Raw genomic sequence first — 16,006 nt, 5'->3', positions numbered from 1 at the left:
GGCCACCGGCCTGAGGAATGTACATGGACACCAAACTGCTCGATATCCTCGCTTGCCCGATCACCAAAGGCCCGCTGAAACTCAGCGCCGACAAGACCGAGCTGATCAGCAAGGGCGCAGGCCTGGCCTACCCGATCCGCGATGGCATCCCGGTGATGCTGGAAAGCGAAGCGCGCACCCTGACCGACGACGAGCGTCTGGACAAATGAGCCAGACCTTTACCGTGGTGATTCCGGCGCGTTTGCGTTCAACACGCCTGCCGGGCAAGCCGCTGCTGCCGATTGCCGGCAAACCGATGATCCAGCATGTGTGGGAGCAGGCCCGCAAGAGCAGCGCCGCGCGCGTGGTGATTGCGACCGACGATGCCAGCATTGTCGAGGCTTGCCAGGCGTTTGGCGCCGAAGTGCTGCTGACCCGTGACGACCATGAGTCGGGCACCGACCGCCTGGCCGAAGTCGCGGCCAAGCTGGGCCTGGCGGCCGATGCCATCGTGGTCAACGTGCAGGGCGACGAGCCGTTGATTCCGCCGGTGATCATCGACCAGGTGGCCGCCAACCTGGCGGCCCATCCGGAAGCCGGCATCGCTACCCTCGCCGAGCCGATCGAGCAGGTCGAAGCACTGTTCAACCCGAACGCGGTGAAAGTGGTCAGCGACAGCAATGGCCTGGCCCTGACCTTTAGCCGCGCGCCGCTGCCGTGGGCGCGCGATGCCTTCGCCCAGAGCCGTGAGCAACTGCCGGCAGGCGTGCCGTATCGCCGCCACATCGGCATGTATGCCTACCGTGCCGGGTTCCTCCAGGACTTCGTCAGTTGGGGGCCGTGCTGGCTGGAGAGGGCCGAGTCGCTGGAACAGTTGCGCGCGCTGTGGAACGGTGTGCGTATTCATGTTGCCGATGCCATCGAAGCGCCGCCCGTGGGCGTCGACACCCCGGAAGACCTGGAGCGCGTTCGGCGCTTGCTGGAGGCTTGATGCGGGTTCTGTTTGTCTGTCTGGGCAACATCTGCCGTTCGCCTACCGCCGAAGGCGTGTTGCGTCATCAGCTGCAGGCGGCCGGCCTTGCCGAGCGGGTTGAAGTGGCTTCGGCGGGCACCGGTGACTGGCATGTCGGCAAGCAGCCGGACAGCCGGACGCGGCGTGCGGCCTTGCTGCGCGGTTATGACCTGTCGGCGCAGCGTGCGCAGCAGGTGCGTGCGGCAGACTTTGCCGACTACGACCTGATCCTGGCCATGGACAAGAGCAACCTCGGTGACCTCAAGGCGTTGCAGCCGGCTGGCGCCAAGGCTGAGCTGGACCTGTTCCTGCGCCGCTATGACGGCGCCGTCGACGAAGTCCCGGATCCTTACTATGGCGGCGAGCAAGGCTTCGAGCGGGTACTGGACCTGATCGAGGCGGCGTGCCAGGGCCTGGTGGGCGAATTGAAGGGGCGTGTATGAGCGTACAGGTACAGGCACAGGTTTCGCTCAAGCCGTTCAACACCTTCGGTATCGAGGTCAAGGCCGCACAGTTTGCCCAGGCCCACAACGACGACGAGGTGCGCCAGTTGCTGGCGTATGCCGCCGAACGGCAGTGGCCGGTGCTGGTGATCGGGGGCGGTAGCAACCTGCTGCTGACCGCCGATGTCCAAGCGCTGGTGCTGCGCATGGCCAGTCAGGGGATTCGGGTGCTGTCCGACGATGGTCAGCGGGTGGTGGTCGAAGCTGAAGCGGGGGAGGCCTGGCATCCATTCGTGCAGTGGACGCTGGATCACGGCATGGCCGGGCTGGAAAACCTCAGTTTGATTCCGGGCACTGTCGGTGCGGCGCCGATGCAGAACATCGGCGCTTATGGGGTCGAGATCAAGGACGTGTTTGCTGGGTTGACGGCGCTGGATCGGCACACCGGCGAGTTGCGCGACTTCGACCTGCAGGCGTGTGACTTTGGTTACCGCGACAGCCTGTTCAAGCGCAATCCGGGGCGCTGGTTGATTCTGCGGGTGCGTTTCGCGCTGAGTCGGGGCACGCAGTTACACCTGGATTACGGTCCGGTGCGCCAGCGTTTGAACGAGCAGGGTGTCGAGCAGCCGTCGGCGCAGGATGTCAGTACGGCGATTTGCAGTATCCGTCGGGAAAAACTGCCGGACCCGCTGGAGCTGGGCAATGCCGGGAGTTTCTTCAAGAACCCGGTGGTTGCTGCGGTACTGGTAGAACGGATTCGTCAGGCGCATCCGGGGTTGGTGGCTTATCCACAGGCCGATGGTCAGGTGAAGCTAGCGGCAGGTTGGCTGATCGAGCAGGCTGGCTGGAAGGGCTTTCGCGATGGCGATGCCGGGGTGCATCAGCAGCAGGCGCTGGTACTGGTCAATTATGGTCAGGCCAGTGGTGGGCAACTGCATGCACTGGCGCAGAAGATCCAGGGTGACATTCTGGCGCGCTTCGGGGTTGAGCTGGAGATGGAGCCGAATCTGTACTGACCGCTGACAGCGAGCCAGCTCCCACAATAGGAGAGCGGGTGGGCTTCGGGTGTTTCAGCAAGGTATAAAAAAGCCCCGCCAGTGTTCACTGGCGGGGCTTTTTATTTAGCCGCTGGAATCAACCGTGAGGCTTGTGCTCTTCGGCGGTTTCCAGGGCTTGTGCCTCAGCAGGCTGTGCTGCGGCAGCAGCAGCGGCGGCGGCCGCTTCTGCTTCACGCTTGCGACGACGCACTTCACGTGGGTCGTTCGGTGCACGGCCATTGGCCAGGGTTACCACCGGCGCTTCAACTTCGACAGGCTCTACAGCTGCCGGAGCTTCTTCGACAACCACCGGCGCAGGCTCGACAGCAACTGGCTCAACCACTGCTGGCTCAACCACTTGCGGTTCGCGTGGGGCTTCAACGACCGGCTCGGCGGCAACAGCCACTTCAACCGGTGCTTCTACCACTGGCTGCGGGGCCACGTCGACCACTGGCTCGACCGCGGCGACCGGCTCGCTGACGGGCTGCTCGACCACTGGGGCGATAGCCACTTCTTCGGCAACAATCGGCTGGGCTGCTTCAACCACAGCGGCAGGCTCGACGACGGTGCTTTCAACCACTGCAGTTTCAGCGACAACTTCAACGGTTTCGGCAGCTTCGGCGGCCTTCACTGCGTCAGTTGTTTCAACGGCTTCGACAGCGGCAGCCGGTACAGCCTCTTCAATGGCGGCAGTAGCGCGCTCGGCCTGAACATTGGCTTCAGCTTCGGCGGTGGCGCTGATGTTGCTGGTGGCAACAGCGGCAGTCACGGCCAGGCCGGCAGCCAGTTCGGCGCCGGTTGGCTCGTTGCCTTCCTCTGCGCTTTCCTCGGTGCCTTCGACGACATCGCCGTTAGCATCACGCTGACGTTCGCGACGGTTGCTGCGACGACGCTGACCGCGGGAGCGACGACGTGGACGTTCGCCTTCGGCGCCTTCCTGGTTCTCGTCCTGCAGCAGTTCTTCGTTAGGCAGTTGCTCGTCGCCGGCTTCGATGGCCTCGTCAGCCGTTTCGGCAGGGCGTGGTTGACGCTCTTCGCGCGGTGGACGTGGTGCGCGCTCTTCGCGTGGTGCACGTTCCTCGCGTGGGGTGCGCTCTTCACGAGGTGCACGCTCTTCACGGGGCGCGCGCTCTTCGCGTGGAGCACGTTCTTCGCGCGGGGCGCGCTCAGGACGTTCTTCACGTACGGCTGGTGCGGCAGCGGCAGCGGCGACAGCCGGTGCAGCGTCCAGCGGTTCGCGCAATTCACGAACAGGACGGTCTTCGCGGGGGCGACGGTCTTCACGTGGCGCGCGTGGTTGGCGCTCTTCACGCGGGGCACGCTCTTCACGCGGTGCACGTTCTTCACGCGGTGCACGTTCTTCGCGTGGAGCACGCTCTTCACGTGGTTGACGCTCTTCGCGCGGGGCACGTTCGGCACGCTCTTCGCGCGGCTTGCGGTCTTCGTCGCGACGGCCATTGCGGTTGCGGCTCTGCTGGCGACCGTTACGGCGCTCTTCGTTGCGCGCTGGGCGCTCGGCAGCAGGCTTCTCGGCGACGACCGGGGTAGCGGCAGGCTCTTCCTTGCCGGCGAACAGGCTGACCAACGACTTGACCAGGCCTTTGAACAGGCTTGGCTCAGGCACCGCGTGGGCAGCCGGGGCGGGGGCAGGCTGGGCTTCGGCGGCGGCTGGAACCGGTGCGTTGGCGCGGGCCGGGGCAGTCTTGACCGCCGCTTCCTGGCGAACCAGGGTGCGGGTGGCGGCAGCCGGCTGGACTTCTTCGGTTTCGGCTGCGGCGATTTCGTAGCTGGACTGGCCGCTCAGGGCTTCCGGGCTGTCGTCGCGCAGGCGCTGGACTTCGAAGTGCGGAGTCTCCAAGTGGTCGTTCGGCAGGATGACGATACGGGCCCGGGTGCGCAGTTCGATCTTGGTGATCGAGTTGCGTTTTTCGTTGAGCAGGAACGCGGCGACCGGGATCGGCACCTGGGCGCGGACTTCGGCGGTGCGGTCCTTCAGGGCTTCTTCTTCGATCAAGCGCAGGATGGCCAGCGACAGCGATTCGACGTCACGGATAATGCCGGTGCCGCTGCAGCGTGGGCAGACGATGCCGCTGCTTTCGCCCAGCGAAGGGCGCAGACGCTGACGGGACATTTCCAGCAGGCCGAAGCGCGAGATGCGGCCGACCTGGACGCGGGCGCGGTCGGCTTCCAGGCATTCGCGGACTTTTTCTTCCACGGCGCGCTGGTTCTTGGCTGGGGTCATGTCGATGAAGTCGATCACGATCAGGCCGCCGATGTCGCGCAGACGCAGTTGGCGGGCGATTTCTTCAGCCGCTTCCAGGTTGGTCTGCAGGGCGGTTTCCTCGATGTCGCTACCTTTGGTGGCGCGCGCCGAGTTGATGTCGATGGAGACCAGGGCTTCGGTCGGGTCGATCACGATCGAGCCGCCGGACGGCAGGTCGACAACGCGCTGGAAGGCGGTTTCGATCTGGCTTTCGATCTGGAAACGGTTGAACAGCGGAACGCTGTCTTCGTACAGCTTGATCTTGCTGGCGTACTGCGGCATCACCTGGCGGATGAAGGTCAGGGCTTCTTCCTGGGCGTCGATGCTATCGATCAGCACTTCGCCGATGTCCTGGCGCAGGTAGTCGCGGATGGCGCGGATGATGACGTTGCTTTCCTGGTAGATCAGGAACGGCGCGGCGCGGTCTTGCGAGGCTTCCTTGATCGCGGTCCAGAGTTGCAGCAGGTAGTCGAGGTCCCACTGCATTTCTTCGCTGCTGCGGCCCAGGCCGGCAGTGCGCACGATCAGGCCCATGTCGGCAGGGGCGACCAGGCCGTTGAGGGCTTCGCGCAGTTCGTTGCGCTCTTCGCCTTCGATGCGACGGGAGATGCCGCCGGCACGTGGATTGTTTGGCATCAGGACCAGGTAACGACCGGCCAGGCTGATGAAGGTGGTGAGGGCAGCGCCCTTGTTGCCGCGCTCTTCTTTCTCGACCTGGACGATAACTTCCTGGCCTTCGCTGAGCACTTCTTTGATGTTCACCCGGCCTTCAGGTGCCTTCTTGAAGTATTCGCGGGAGATTTCCTTCAGCGGCAGGAAGCCATGGCGCTCGGAGCCGAAGTCGACGAAAGCGGCTTCCAGGCTGGGTTCGATGCGGGTGATCCGGCCTTTGTAGATGTTGGCCTTCTTCTGCTCGCGTGCACCGGACTCGATGTCCAGGTCGTAGAGGCGCTGGCCATCTACCAGAGCAACACGCAACTCTTCGGGTTGAGTCGCGTTAATCAGCATTCTTTTCATGTAATACCGTCGGTTTCCGGGCTGCCGGAAACGGCGTTCGGCACACACGACTTCTCACGGTCGGTGTCAGGGTGCGTCAGGGCTGGCGGGGCCATCCCGTGTCCAGCGGCTTGCGGTGGCCTGGTAAACCAGAACTGCCGAAGTCGCGACGACGCGTCCTGCTAGCTGTGGTGTCAAATGCACTCAGTCAGGAGGAGGAATCAGCCTTCGGCCGTGGACGCCCAGTGGGCATCTTGATCAAGACCGGGTTCGGTCGCGGGGCCAGGGGCCTGTGGACTGAACGCAGTACTACACGGTCCGACGGTTGTGCATCTCCACCCTACACGTATCCCTGATAATTCGGGTGCTGCCGCGCGCTGAATCCGCAACGGGTTGCATTTATCGCCAGCTCCGTACGGGAGCTCGCGCATTTATGGCTAAGGCTTGTATTTCCGAAGCATCTGCCATGGCTGCGTGAAAGCGACTGCGCTGAGTAGAGTGGGCGTCGAAAAAAAACGAAGTGGGAGGGCCAAACACCGCTCTTTTTTGTTTTTTATCGGTCTTCTCTCATCGGCGCTGGTGGCGATTCCAGGCAATTCTGTAAACTGGCAAAAGCCCCGTCGGACGGCCTCGCGTCCTGGAGAATTGCGTAGGTCAGGGCCGGCTCAAAGCCATTGGTCCGCTGGCCAGCCGCTTTTGGCGGCGTTCGCGACTATAGCAGCAATCATTAAGTGCTTCAAATCCATAAAAAATTGTTATGATTCGCAAATGACGACTACTGCCCCCCCGACCTCCGGCGTCCAGCTGATCGAGGTCGCGCCGGAACTTGCCGGCCAACGCATCGATAATTTCCTCATCACCGCACTCAAGGGCGTTCCCAAGACCTTGATTTATCGCATTTTGCGTAAAGGCGAAGTGCGGGTGAACAAGGGAAGGATCAAACCCGAGTACAAACTCCAGGCTGGCGACATCGTGCGCGTGCCGCCCGTTCGTCTACCCGAGCGCGACGAGCCAGCACCGTTGGCGCAAGGCTTGCTTCAGCGCCTGGAGGCGGCGATTGTCTACGAAGACAAGGCGCTGATCGTGCTGAACAAGCCTGCCGGCATTGCCGTGCACGGTGGTAGTGGGCTGAACTACGGGGTGATCGAGGCCTTCCGTCAGTTGCGCCCGGATACCAAGGAACTGGAGTTGGTCCATCGGCTCGACCGCGATACCTCCGGCCTGCTGATGATCGCCAAGAAGCGCAGCATGCTGCGCCACCTGCACGCTGCCCTGCGCGGCGACGGTGTCGACAAACGCTACATGGCGCTGGTGCGCGGGCACTGGGCTACGGCCAAGAAGCAGGTCAACGCACCGTTGCTCAAGAGCAACCTGCGTTCCGGCGAGCGGATGGTCGAAGTCAACGAAGAAGGCAAGGAGGCACTGACCCTGTTCAAGGTGCTGCGCCGCTTCGGCGACTTCGCGACCATGGTCGAGGCCCGGCCGATCACCGGTCGTACCCACCAGATTCGCGTGCACGCCCTGCATGCCGGGCACTGCATTGCCGGCGACAGCAAGTACGGCGACGAAGACTTTACCCGCGAAGTGCGTGACCTGGGCGGCAAGCGCCTGTTTCTGCACGCCTACGCGCTGACCGTGCCGCTGCCCGATGGCGGCGAGCTGAAACTGGAGGCGCCGGTCGACGAAATGTGGGCCAAGACCGTGGAGCGTCTGCTGAGTGCGCCGTGATTACGACCTGCTGATCTTCGATTGGGACGGCACCCTGGCCGACTCAATCGGGCGCATCGTCGAGGCGATGCACCGTTCGGCCGAGCGCGCCGGTCAGCCGTTGTGTGCCGACGAGGCGATCAAGGGCATCATTGGTCTGGCGCTGTCGGAAGCGATCAGCACCTTATATCCGCAGTTGGATGAAGCCGGGGTCATGGCATTCCGGCAGCACTACGCCGACATCTATATGGCCCTGGATGAGCAGCCTTCGCCGCTCTATCCTGGCGTTGTCGAGGCGCTTGAGGCGTTTCGCGCCGATGGCTACCGTCTGGCGGTGGCGACCGGCAAGGCCCGTCGCGGCTTGGATCGGGTGTTGCGTGCCAATGGCTGGGAGGATTTCTTCGATATCACCCGTGCCGCCGACGAAACCCGCGGCAAGCCGCATCCGTTGATGCTGGAGGAGATCATGCGGCATTGCCAGGTGCCTGCATCGCGTACGCTGATGGTCGGCGATTCGGCATTCGACCTGTTGATGGCGCAGAATGCCGGTGTGCATTCGGTGGCCATCGGTCATGGGGCGATGTCGCTCGAGGCATTGAGCGTTTACGCACCACAGTTGTCCATTGATCACTTTTCTCAATTGCAGCCGTGGTTGAATCGGGCGGCTGCCGGGGTTATTCCAGGATAGGTACAGCATGACGGACGAGTGGAAGGCGCCAAGCGCCGAGAAAAGCGAAGATCAGAAAAGCTGGCAGTTGTTGGAGAAGACGCTCCTGGCCGGCGTGGTGGAGCAGCGTCGCTCGCGGCGCTGGGGGATTTTCTTCAAGCTGCTGACTTTCCTCTACCTGTTCGGCATTCTCGTGCTGTTCACGCCGCTGATGGATGTGGAAAAGGCTGCCAGCCGCAGTGCCAGTCATACCGCAGTCATTGACGTGCAAGGGATGATCGCCGACAAGGAGCCGGCCAGTGCCGATAACATCATTGCTAGCCTGCAGGCGGCCTTCAAGGACCCGAAAACCAAGGGTGTGATCCTGCGCGTCAACAGTCCGGGTGGCAGTCCGGTGCAGTCGGGTTACATCTATGATGAAATCCGTCGCCTGCGTGCCGAGTACCCAGCGATCAAGCTGTATGCGGTCATCAGCGATCTGGGGGCTTCGGGTGCCTATTACATCGCCAGTGCCGCCGATCAGATCTATGCCGACAAGGCCAGTCTGGTCGGCTCCATTGGCGTGACGGCGGCCGGTTATGGCTTTGTTGGCACCATGGAGAAGCTCGGGGTTGAGCGCCGCACCTACACCGCGGGCGAGCACAAGGCTTTCCTTGACCCGTTCCAGCCGGCCAAGCCGGAGGAAACCCGTTTCTGGCAGGGTGTGCTGGAAACCACGCATCGCCAGTTCATTGCCAGCGTCAAGCAGGGGCGTGGCGAGCGTTTGAAGGACAAGGATCACCCCGAGCTGTTCAGTGGTCTGATCTGGTCGGGCGAGCAGGCGCTGCAGCTGGGGCTGGTGGATGGGCTGGGTAGTACCGACTACGTGGCGCGCGAGGTGGTCGGGGAGAAGACGCTGGTCGACTTCACTGTCGAGGAGTCGCCGTTCGATCGTTTCTCCAAGCGTATCGGTGCCAGCGTTGCCGAGCATCTGGCAATGTGGATGGGCTTCCAGGGGCCCACCTTGCGGTGAGTTACCCGTGAATGAAAGGCCGGCCCCGGGGCCGGCTTTTTTGTGCCTCAGGGAATGCTCACGCCTTCGCTCAGCAGCATGTCTACCAGGCGAATCAGTGGCAGACCGATCAGGCTGGTTGCGTCGCTGCCATGGGTGGTCTGGAACAGGCTGACGCCCAGGCCTTCGCATTTGAAGCTGCCGGCGCAGTCGTAGGGTTGCTCGGCGTGCAGGTAGCGTTCGATGCGCGGTAGGTCGAGCTCGCGCATGTGTACCGTGAAGGGCACGCAATCGACCTGGCACTGGCCGCTCTCGCTGTTCAGCAGCGCCAGGCCGGTAAGGAAGGTCACATGGTTGCCGCTGGCGGCCAGCAGCTGTTCGCAGGCCTTGTCAAAGGTGTGGGGTTTGCCGAGAATCTGCTCGCCGAGCACCGCCACCTGGTCGGAGCCGATAATAAGGTGGCCCGGGTAGCGCCCGGCAAGGGCCTGGGCCTTTTCCCGGGCCAGGCGCTTGACCAGCTCCAAGGCTGGCTCGTCGTCCAGGCGCCGTTCGTCGATATCCGGCGATGCGCAGGCGAATGGCAGGCGCAGGCGCGACAGCAATTCGCGCCGATAAGGGGAGCTGGAAGCCAGTAACAAGGGCAGCATGGTGAACTCCTGAGCAGGTTGGGCGATTCTAACATGCTGAATGGGGCGGAATTTCCTTTGACAGGGGCGGGGGCCATCCCTAGAATGCTGCGCCTATGTTGAATGACCCGATTCCACCTCACGTTGACCCGCGCAAATTGGCCGATCGTGGCGTTTCCTTCGAAGGAACGTTGCAGCTCGCCGATTTGGAGAGACTCTGCGACCCGCTTTCCGACACTGTCGGTACGGTGCAGGCTAAATTCGATTTTGAGCGAGACGAGCAGAAAGTTGTGGTCATCCACACCGATCTCGACGTCGAGGTCAAAATGGTTTGCCAGCGTTGTCTTGAGCTGGTCACCCTGCCGATCCATAGCGAAAGTACTTACGCTGTGGTGAAGGAGGGTGCGAATACCCAGTCGTTACCGAAAGGTTATGACGTGCTGGAACTGGGCGAAGATCCTTTGGATCTGCAGGCCTTGGTCGAGGAAGAGCTTCTGCTCGCCTTACCCATCGTGCCTGCTCATCATCCGGAAGAATGCCAGCAGCCGGCGGGCGCCGACGAGCCCGAACCGAGCAAGGACGAGGTAACACGGTCCAACCCGTTCAGTGTATTGGCGCAGTTAAAGCGTGACCCAAACGTTTAGGAGTTAATCAATTATGGCTGTTCAGCAGAACAAAAAATCCCGCTCTGCCCGTGACATGCGCCGTTCGCACGACGCCCTCTCGGAAAACGCTCTGTCCGTAGAGAAAACCACTGGTGAAGTGCACCTGCGTCACCACGTATCGCCAGAAGGCGTATACCGTGGTCGTAAAGTGATCGACAAGGGCGCTGACGAGTAATCCTTGTCCGCTCAGATCATCGCGATTGACGCAATGGGCGGGGACTTCGGTCCCCGCAGCATTGTTCAGGCAAGTCTCGCTTGTCTGTCGGCTACACCATCGCTGCACCTGACCCTCGTCGGTCAACCCTCCCTTCTTGAAGATTTGATCGCTGGCCAGTCGGCAGCGGATCGCTCGCGCCTGCAGATTGCACCGGCCAGCGAAGTGATCGGTATGGATGAGCGGCCGTCCCAGGCATTGCGCGGCAAGCCCGATTCGTCCATGCGCGTGGCCCTTGAGCTGGTGCGCGATGGCAAGGTCCAGGCTTGCGTCAGTGCCGGTAATACCGGGGCCCTGATGGCGCTGTCGCGCTATGTGCTCAAGACCCTTCCGGGTATCGATCGGCCAGCCATGGTCGCGGCCATTCCGACCCAGACCGGTTACTGCCAACTGCTCGACCTGGGCGCCAATGTCGATTGCAGTGCCGAGCATCTTTATCAATTCGCCGTGATGGGGTCGGTGGCCGCTCAGGCCTTGGGTATTTCTCGTCCGCGTGTGGCGCTGCTCAATGTCGGCACCGAAGACATCAAGGGCAACCAGCAAGTCAAGCTGGCGGCGAGCCTCCTTCAAGGCGCTCGTGGCCTGAACTACATCGGTTATATCGAAGGCGACGGCCTGTACCGTGGCGAGGCGGACGTAGTGGTGTGCGACGGCTTTGTCGGCAATATCCTGCTTAAATCCAGCGAGGGCCTGGCGAGCATGATTGGTGCGCGTATCGAAGCGCTGTTCAGAGGGAGTCTGGGCGCGCGGATGGTTGGCGCCATGGCCATGCCGCTGCTCAAGCGCTTGCAGGCCGACCTCGCGCCGGCGCGGCACAACGGTGCAAGTTTTCTCGGTTTGCAGGGGATTGTGATAAAAAGCCACGGCTCGGCCGGTGTCCAGGGCTTCCAGAGTGCGATTCAGCGCGCCCTGATCGAGATCCAGGAGAACTTGCCGCAGCGTTTGCACGGGCGCCTGGAGGATCTACTCCTTTAGGTATCCGGCAATGGCCGTGGTTAAATGTGACCGCTCGGTTCTCGTTACCATCCAACTGTCAGTTTCTTGTATCCAGCTGCGGCTGGGTGCGTATTTCCGACGACAAGATCATTAGGGGCTTGTTCAATGTCTGCATCCCTCGCATTCGTCTTTCCCGGTCAAGGTTCGCAGTCTCTCGGCATGCTCGCCGAGTTGGGCGCCCAGTACCCGCTGGTGATTGATACCTTCCGTGAGGCCTCCGAGGCTCTGGGTTATGACCTCTGGGCACTGACCCAGAACGGCCCGGAAGAACAACTGAACCAAACCGACAAAACCCAGCCGGCCATTCTGGCTGCCTCGATCGCCTTGTGGCGCCTGTGGCTGGCCGAAGGCGGGGCGCGTCCGGCATTCGTTGCCGGTCACAGTCTGGGCGAATACAGCGCGCTGGTTGCCGCTGGCAGCCTGAGCCTGGCCGACGCGGTCAGGCTGGTCGAGCGCCGCGGCCAACTGATGCAGGAGGCCGTCCCGGCCGGGCAGGGCGCCATGGCGGCCATTCTCGGTCTGGACGATGCCCAGGTCGTCGCCCTCTGCGCCGAAGCGGCTCAGGGCGACGTTGTCAGTGCCGTTAACTTCAACTCGCCAGGCCAGGTGGTCATCGCCGGTGCCAAGGCCGCTGTCGAGCGCGCCATGGAGGCCTGCAAGGCTGCCGGTGCCAAGCGCGCCCTGCCGTTGCCGGTCAGCGTGCCGTCGCACTGTGAGCTGATGCGCCCGGCGGCCGAGCGCTTTGCCGAATCGGTCAATGCTATCGACTGGCAGGCGCCGCAAATCCCGCTGGTACAGAACGTCAGTGCTGCGGTGGCTAGCGATCTGCCGACCCTCAAGCAGGACCTGCTGGCCCAGCTGTATCAGCCGGTACGCTGGGTCGAGTGCGTACAGACCCTGGCCGCTGAGGGTGCGGTCAATCTGGTCGAGTGCGGCCCGGGCAAGGTCCTGGCTGGCCTGAACAAGCGTTGTGCCGATGGTGTGACCACCTACAACCTCAATACCCCGGATGCTGTCGCCGCCACTCGCGCGGCGCTGGCCTGAATTAGGAGAAGCTTGCATGAGCCTGCAAGGTAAAGTTGCACTGGTCACCGGCGCCAGCCGTGGTATCGGCCAGGCCATCGCCCTGGAACTCGGTCGTCTGGGCGCTACCGTTATTGGTACCGCCACCTCCGCCTCGGGTGCCGAGCGTATCGCCGCCACCCTCAAGGAGCACGGTATTGCCGGCACCGGCCTGGAGCTGAATGTCACCAGCGACGAGTCCGTGACCGCTACCCTGGCTGCGATCCAGGAGCAGTTCGGCGCGCCGACCATCCTCGTCAACAACGCCGGCATCACCCGTGACAACCTGATGATGCGGATGAAAGACGACGAGTGGTTCGACGTGATCGACACCAACCTTAACAGCCTCTACCGTCTGTCCAAGGGGGTTCTGCGTGGCATGACCAAGGCCCGTTGGGGTCGTATCATCAGCATCGGCTCGGTCGTCGGCGCGATGGGTAACGCCGGTCAGGTCAACTACGCTGCGGCCAAGGCCGGTCTGGAAGGCTTCAGCCGTGCCCTGGCGCGTGAGGTCGGTTCGCGTGCGGTGACCGTCAATTCGGTTACCCCGGGCTTCATCGATACCGACATGACCCGCGAACTGCCGGAAGCGCAGCGTGAAGCGCTGCAAGCGCAGATTCCACTGGGCCGTTTGGGTCAGGCTGATGAGATCGCGAAAGTGGTTGCATTCCTGGCTTCCGACGGTGCAGCTTACGTGACCGGTGCTACTATCCCGGTCAACGGCGGGATGTACATGTAATTTAATCTGCAGCTTGATGTGACGGATTGCTTCAAAAAAATGTCATACGTGCGGTCTAAAATCCGTTATAAAGCTGCAACCAAATTCTAGGCAGCGGGCGGGTGTGAAGCGGGAAGGGTGCGTTACGCTTGAAAAGCAGGCGTCTTTCTATAAACTTACACACCGGCCAGCTGCCTGACTTATGTCCATTAGGAGTGAAAACAAGGTATGAGCACCATCGAAGAACGCGTCAAGAAAATCGTCGCCGAGCAACTGGGCGTTAAAGAAGAAGAAGTGGTGAACACTGCTTCCTTCGTCGAAGATCTGGGTGCCGATTCCCTTGACACCGTTGAGCTGGTGATGGCTCTGGAAGAGGAATTCGAGACCGAAATCCCTGACGAAGAAGCCGAGAAGATCACTACTGTTCAAGCAGCTATCGACTACGTCACCAGCCACCAGGCCTAAGACGTTGTAGTCGTCGCTTCTTGTCATGGAAAAACCGCACTGCCTTTGCCGGCGTGCGGTTTTTTCTTTGCAAGAGATGTAGACATTCAGAATAAGGAGAGTGCTGTGTCGCGTAGACGCGTCGTGGTCACCGGTATGGGTATGCTGTCGCCACTGGGCACGGATGTGCCAAGCAGTTGGCAGGGCATTCTGGCTGGCCGCAGTGGCATCGGTCTGATTGAGCATACTGACCTGTCTGCCTACTCCACCCGTTTTGGCGGCTCGGTAAAGGGCTTTGAAGTCGAGCAGTACCTGTCGGTCAAGGAAGCCCGCAAGCTTGATCTGTTCATCCAGTACGGTCTGGCGGCCGGTTTTCAGGCGGTGCGTAATGCCGGCCTGGAAGTGACCGATGCCAACCGCGAACGTATCGGCGTGGCGATGGGTTCGGGCATTGGTGGCCTGACCAATATCGAAGAAACCAGCCGGACCTTGCACGATCAAGGCCCGCGGCGGATTTCGCCATTCTTCGTGCCAGGCTCGATCATCAATATGATTTCCGGCTTCCTGTCCATCCACCTGGGTGTGCAAGGGCCTAACTACGCTATCGCCACGGCGTGTACCACTGGTACGCACTGCATCGGCATGGCGGCACGCAACATTGCCTTTGGCGAAGCTGACGTGATGATTGCCGGCGGCGCCGAAATGGCGGCCTGCGGCTTGGGCATGGGTGGCTTCGGTGCGTCGCGCGCGTTGTCCACCCGCAACGACGAGCCAACCCGTGCCAGCCGTCCGTGGGACAAAGGCCGCGACGGTTTCGTGCTGTCCGACGGTGCCGGTGCACTCGTGCTCGAAGAGCTCGAGCACGCCAAGGCGCGGGGCGCGACCATCTATGCCGAGCTGGTTGGCTTTGGCATGAGTGGTGACGCCTACCACATGACCTCGCCGCCCGACACTGGTGCCGGTGCCGCGCGCTGCATGGCCAATGCCTTGCGCGATGCCGGGGTCAATGCCGGCGAGGTCAACTACATCAACGCTCACGGTACCTCGACGCCAGCAGGCGACCTCGCCGAAGTGGCGGCGATCAAGTCGGTGTTCGGCGAGCACGCCTACCAGTTGGCGGTCAGTTCGACCAAGTCGATGACCGGTCACCTGCTCGGTGCTGCCGGTGCGGTCGAAGCGATCTTCAGCGTGCTGGCGATCAACAGCCAGGTAGCGCCGCCGACCATCAACCTCGATGAACCGGACGAAGGCTGCGACCTGGACTTCGTGCCGCACTCGGCTCGCAACATGCCGATCGATGTGGTGCTGTCCAACTCCTTCGGGTTTGGCGGTACCAATGGCTCGCTGGTGTTCCGCCGGTTCGCCGACTGATGCACAGCTGGATCGACGGCCAGCCGGCGGACGCGATAGCGTTGCAGAGCCGGGGGCTGGCATACGGCGATGGGGTGTTCGAAACCATCGCCGTGATTGCCGGTCGGCCATCGTTGCTCGAGTACCACCTCGAGCGCCTGGCGCTGGGTTCCCAGCGCCTGGCTATCGGTGCAGACCTTGCACTGATTCGTGACGAAGTGTGCCGTTACGCTCAGGCCTTGGGTGACGGCGTACTCAAGCTCATTCTGACCCGTGGCGATAGCCAGCGCGGCTATGCTGCCGCTGCCGGCGTGCCGCCAAGGCGTATCCTCCAGGCCAGCCCGACCCCGCAGTACCCCGCGGCCCATGCCGAGCAGGGCGTGCGGCTGTTCGCCTGCCGCACGCGCCTGGCCGAGCAGCCATTGCTGGCCGGCCTCAAGCACCTGAACCGGTTGGAGCAGGTGCTGGCCCGCAACGAATGGCAGGACCCGGCATTTGCCGAGGGGCTGATGTGCGATCAGTCCGGTCGGCCGATCGAAGGGGTCTACAGTAATCTGTTCCTGGTTCGCGATGGCCAGTTGCTCACGGCCGACCTGGCGCGCTGCGGTGTCGCCGGAGTGATGCGCGCGGCCCTGCTCGACGCTGCGGCGCAGCATTCCATCGTCGCCCGGGTGTGCGATTTGTCCCTGCTGGATCTGCAGCAGGCGGACGAGGTTTTTCTTTGCAATAGTGTCTACGGCGTGTGGCCGGTGCGCGCATGTGAGTCGCTGAACTGGCCGCCGGGCCCGCTCACCCGTAAACTGCAGGCCATTGCCCGTACGCTACTGGATGCCTGA

At 62.4% G+C, this 16,006-nt stretch carries 17 protein-coding genes; 15 read left to right on the top strand and 2 right to left on the bottom strand.

All coding sequences use genetic code 11. The annotated features are described in order from the left end of the window. The first annotated feature begins 23 nt into the window (after positions 1 to 23). Genes DCO48_RS00240 through murB form a run of 4 tightly spaced genes read left to right on the top strand, consistent with a single transcriptional unit; the run spans position 24 to position 2,450 of the window. Complete coding sequence (locus DCO48_RS00240; protein WP_003247142.1) at positions 24 to 209, top strand: Trm112 family protein; 186 nt, start codon at positions 24 to 26, stop codon at positions 207 to 209. Beyond that, the gene (gene kdsB, locus DCO48_RS00235; RefSeq protein ID WP_116548630.1) at positions 206 to 970 is read left to right on the top strand and encodes a 3-deoxy-manno-octulosonate cytidylyltransferase; all 765 of its coding nucleotides are present in this window, start codon (positions 206 to 208) and stop codon (positions 968 to 970) included. The genes DCO48_RS00240 and kdsB overlap by 4 nt, the downstream gene beginning before the upstream one ends. Further along, the gene (locus tag DCO48_RS00230) at positions 970 to 1,434 is read left to right on the top strand and encodes a low molecular weight protein-tyrosine-phosphatase (protein ID WP_116548629.1); all 465 of its coding nucleotides are present in this window, start codon (positions 970 to 972) and stop codon (positions 1,432 to 1,434) included. The genes kdsB and DCO48_RS00230 overlap by 1 nt, the downstream gene beginning before the upstream one ends. After that, positions 1,431 to 2,450, top strand: coding sequence for a UDP-N-acetylmuramate dehydrogenase (gene murB, locus DCO48_RS00225; RefSeq protein WP_116548628.1), 1,020 nt, complete (start codon positions 1,431 to 1,433; stop codon positions 2,448 to 2,450). Before DCO48_RS00230 ends, murB begins: the two co-directional genes overlap by 4 nt. Positions 2,451 to 2,568: 118 nt before the next feature. Here murB and rne read toward each other — a convergent pair whose 3' ends face one another. Continuing rightward, a complete protein-coding gene (gene rne, locus DCO48_RS00220) occupies positions 2,569 to 5,751 on the bottom strand; it encodes a ribonuclease E (protein WP_177410583.1) in 3,183 nt (1,060 codons plus the stop codon). Between the two features lie 747 nt (positions 5,752 to 6,498). Between rne and rluC the strand changes: the two genes are divergently transcribed. The 3 genes from rluC to sppA are packed head-to-tail and all read left to right on the top strand — an operon-like array spanning position 6,499 to position 9,116. Continuing rightward, the gene (gene rluC / locus DCO48_RS00215; protein ID WP_116548626.1) at positions 6,499 to 7,458 is read left to right on the top strand and encodes a 23S rRNA pseudouridine(955/2504/2580) synthase RluC; all 960 of its coding nucleotides are present in this window, start codon (positions 6,499 to 6,501) and stop codon (positions 7,456 to 7,458) included. Next, a complete protein-coding gene (locus DCO48_RS00210; protein WP_116548625.1) occupies positions 7,448 to 8,125 on the top strand; it encodes an HAD-IA family hydrolase in 678 nt (225 codons plus the stop codon). Before rluC ends, DCO48_RS00210 begins: the two co-directional genes overlap by 11 nt. Before the next feature lie 7 nt (positions 8,126 to 8,132). Continuing rightward, positions 8,133 to 9,116, top strand: coding sequence for a signal peptide peptidase SppA (sppA, locus tag DCO48_RS00205; protein WP_116548624.1), 984 nt, complete (start codon positions 8,133 to 8,135; stop codon positions 9,114 to 9,116). A 47-nt stretch (positions 9,117 to 9,163) separates the two neighbouring features. Here sppA and DCO48_RS00200 read toward each other — a convergent pair whose 3' ends face one another. After that, complete coding sequence (locus DCO48_RS00200; protein WP_116548623.1) at positions 9,164 to 9,742, bottom strand: nucleoside triphosphate pyrophosphatase; 579 nt, start codon at positions 9,740 to 9,742, stop codon at positions 9,164 to 9,166. Positions 9,743 to 9,837: 95 nt separating this feature from the next. Here DCO48_RS00200 and DCO48_RS00195 point away from each other — a divergent pair, with 95 nt between their 5' ends. From DCO48_RS00195 to pabC, 8 genes are all read left to right on the top strand, one after another. Continuing rightward, positions 9,838 to 10,365, top strand: a complete 528-nt coding sequence (locus DCO48_RS00195) for a YceD family protein (protein WP_116548622.1) — start codon at positions 9,838 to 9,840, stop codon at positions 10,363 to 10,365. Positions 10,366 to 10,378: 13 nt separating this feature from the next. Then, the gene (gene rpmF, locus DCO48_RS00190; protein WP_010223221.1) at positions 10,379 to 10,561 is read left to right on the top strand and encodes a 50S ribosomal protein L32; all 183 of its coding nucleotides are present in this window, start codon (positions 10,379 to 10,381) and stop codon (positions 10,559 to 10,561) included. A 3-nt stretch (positions 10,562 to 10,564) separates the two neighbouring features. Next, the gene (gene plsX / locus DCO48_RS00185) at positions 10,565 to 11,575 is read left to right on the top strand and encodes a phosphate acyltransferase PlsX (RefSeq protein ID WP_116548621.1); all 1,011 of its coding nucleotides are present in this window, start codon (positions 10,565 to 10,567) and stop codon (positions 11,573 to 11,575) included. Positions 11,576 to 11,701: 126 nt separating this feature from the next. Then, positions 11,702 to 12,640 carry an ACP S-malonyltransferase gene (fabD, locus tag DCO48_RS00180; protein WP_116548620.1) on the top strand — a complete coding sequence of 313 codons (939 nt, stop codon included), beginning with the start codon at positions 11,702 to 11,704 and terminating at the stop codon, positions 12,638 to 12,640. Positions 12,641 to 12,656: 16 nt separating this feature from the next. Further along, on the top strand, positions 12,657 to 13,397 hold the full coding sequence (gene fabG / locus DCO48_RS00175) for a 3-oxoacyl-ACP reductase FabG (protein WP_116548619.1): 741 nt from the start codon (positions 12,657 to 12,659) through the stop codon (positions 13,395 to 13,397). A 207-nt stretch (positions 13,398 to 13,604) separates the two neighbouring features. Beyond that, complete coding sequence (acpP, locus tag DCO48_RS00170; protein ID WP_003175607.1) at positions 13,605 to 13,841, top strand: acyl carrier protein; 237 nt, start codon at positions 13,605 to 13,607, stop codon at positions 13,839 to 13,841. 105 nt (positions 13,842 to 13,946) lie between these two features. Further along, positions 13,947 to 15,191 (top strand): beta-ketoacyl-ACP synthase II, encoded by a 1,245-nt coding sequence (fabF, locus tag DCO48_RS00165; RefSeq protein ID WP_116548618.1) that lies wholly within the window; start codon positions 13,947 to 13,949, stop codon positions 15,189 to 15,191. Further along, positions 15,191 to 16,006 carry an aminodeoxychorismate lyase gene (gene pabC / locus DCO48_RS00160; protein ID WP_116548617.1) on the top strand — a complete coding sequence of 272 codons (816 nt, stop codon included), beginning with the start codon at positions 15,191 to 15,193 and terminating at the stop codon, positions 16,004 to 16,006. The genes fabF and pabC overlap by 1 nt, the downstream gene beginning before the upstream one ends.

Source organism: Pseudomonas sp. SDI (assembly GCF_003105155.1).
Taxonomy (GTDB): Bacteria; Pseudomonadota; Gammaproteobacteria; order Pseudomonadales; family Pseudomonadaceae; genus Aquipseudomonas.
Note: the sequence above shows the minus strand (reverse complement) of the source record. Positions and strands in the feature narration are given on the sequence as shown.

Coding starts and splice junctions, on each gene's coding strand:
- DCO48_RS00240 (WP_003247142.1), top strand. CDS start 24: ATGGACACCAAACTGCTCGATATCCTCGCTTGCCCGATCACCAAAGGC.
- kdsB (WP_116548630.1), top strand. CDS start 206: ATGAGCCAGACCTTTACCGTGGTGATTCCGGCGCGTTTGCGTTCAACA.
- DCO48_RS00230 (WP_116548629.1), top strand. CDS start 970: ATGCGGGTTCTGTTTGTCTGTCTGGGCAACATCTGCCGTTCGCCTACC.
- murB (WP_116548628.1), top strand. CDS start 1,431: ATGAGCGTACAGGTACAGGCACAGGTTTCGCTCAAGCCGTTCAACACC.
- rne (WP_177410583.1), bottom strand. CDS start 5,751: ATGAAAAGAATGCTGATTAACGCGACTCAACCCGAAGAGTTGCGTGTT.
- rluC (WP_116548626.1), top strand. CDS start 6,499: ATGACGACTACTGCCCCCCCGACCTCCGGCGTCCAGCTGATCGAGGTC.
- sppA (WP_116548624.1), top strand. CDS start 8,133: ATGACGGACGAGTGGAAGGCGCCAAGCGCCGAGAAAAGCGAAGATCAG.
- DCO48_RS00200 (WP_116548623.1), bottom strand. CDS start 9,742: ATGCTGCCCTTGTTACTGGCTTCCAGCTCCCCTTATCGGCGCGAATTG.
- DCO48_RS00195 (WP_116548622.1), top strand. CDS start 9,838: ATGTTGAATGACCCGATTCCACCTCACGTTGACCCGCGCAAATTGGCC.
- rpmF (WP_010223221.1), top strand. CDS start 10,379: ATGGCTGTTCAGCAGAACAAAAAATCCCGCTCTGCCCGTGACATGCGC.
- fabD (WP_116548620.1), top strand. CDS start 11,702: ATGTCTGCATCCCTCGCATTCGTCTTTCCCGGTCAAGGTTCGCAGTCT.
- fabG (WP_116548619.1), top strand. CDS start 12,657: ATGAGCCTGCAAGGTAAAGTTGCACTGGTCACCGGCGCCAGCCGTGGT.
- acpP (WP_003175607.1), top strand. CDS start 13,605: ATGAGCACCATCGAAGAACGCGTCAAGAAAATCGTCGCCGAGCAACTG.
- pabC (WP_116548617.1), top strand. CDS start 15,191: ATGCACAGCTGGATCGACGGCCAGCCGGCGGACGCGATAGCGTTGCAG.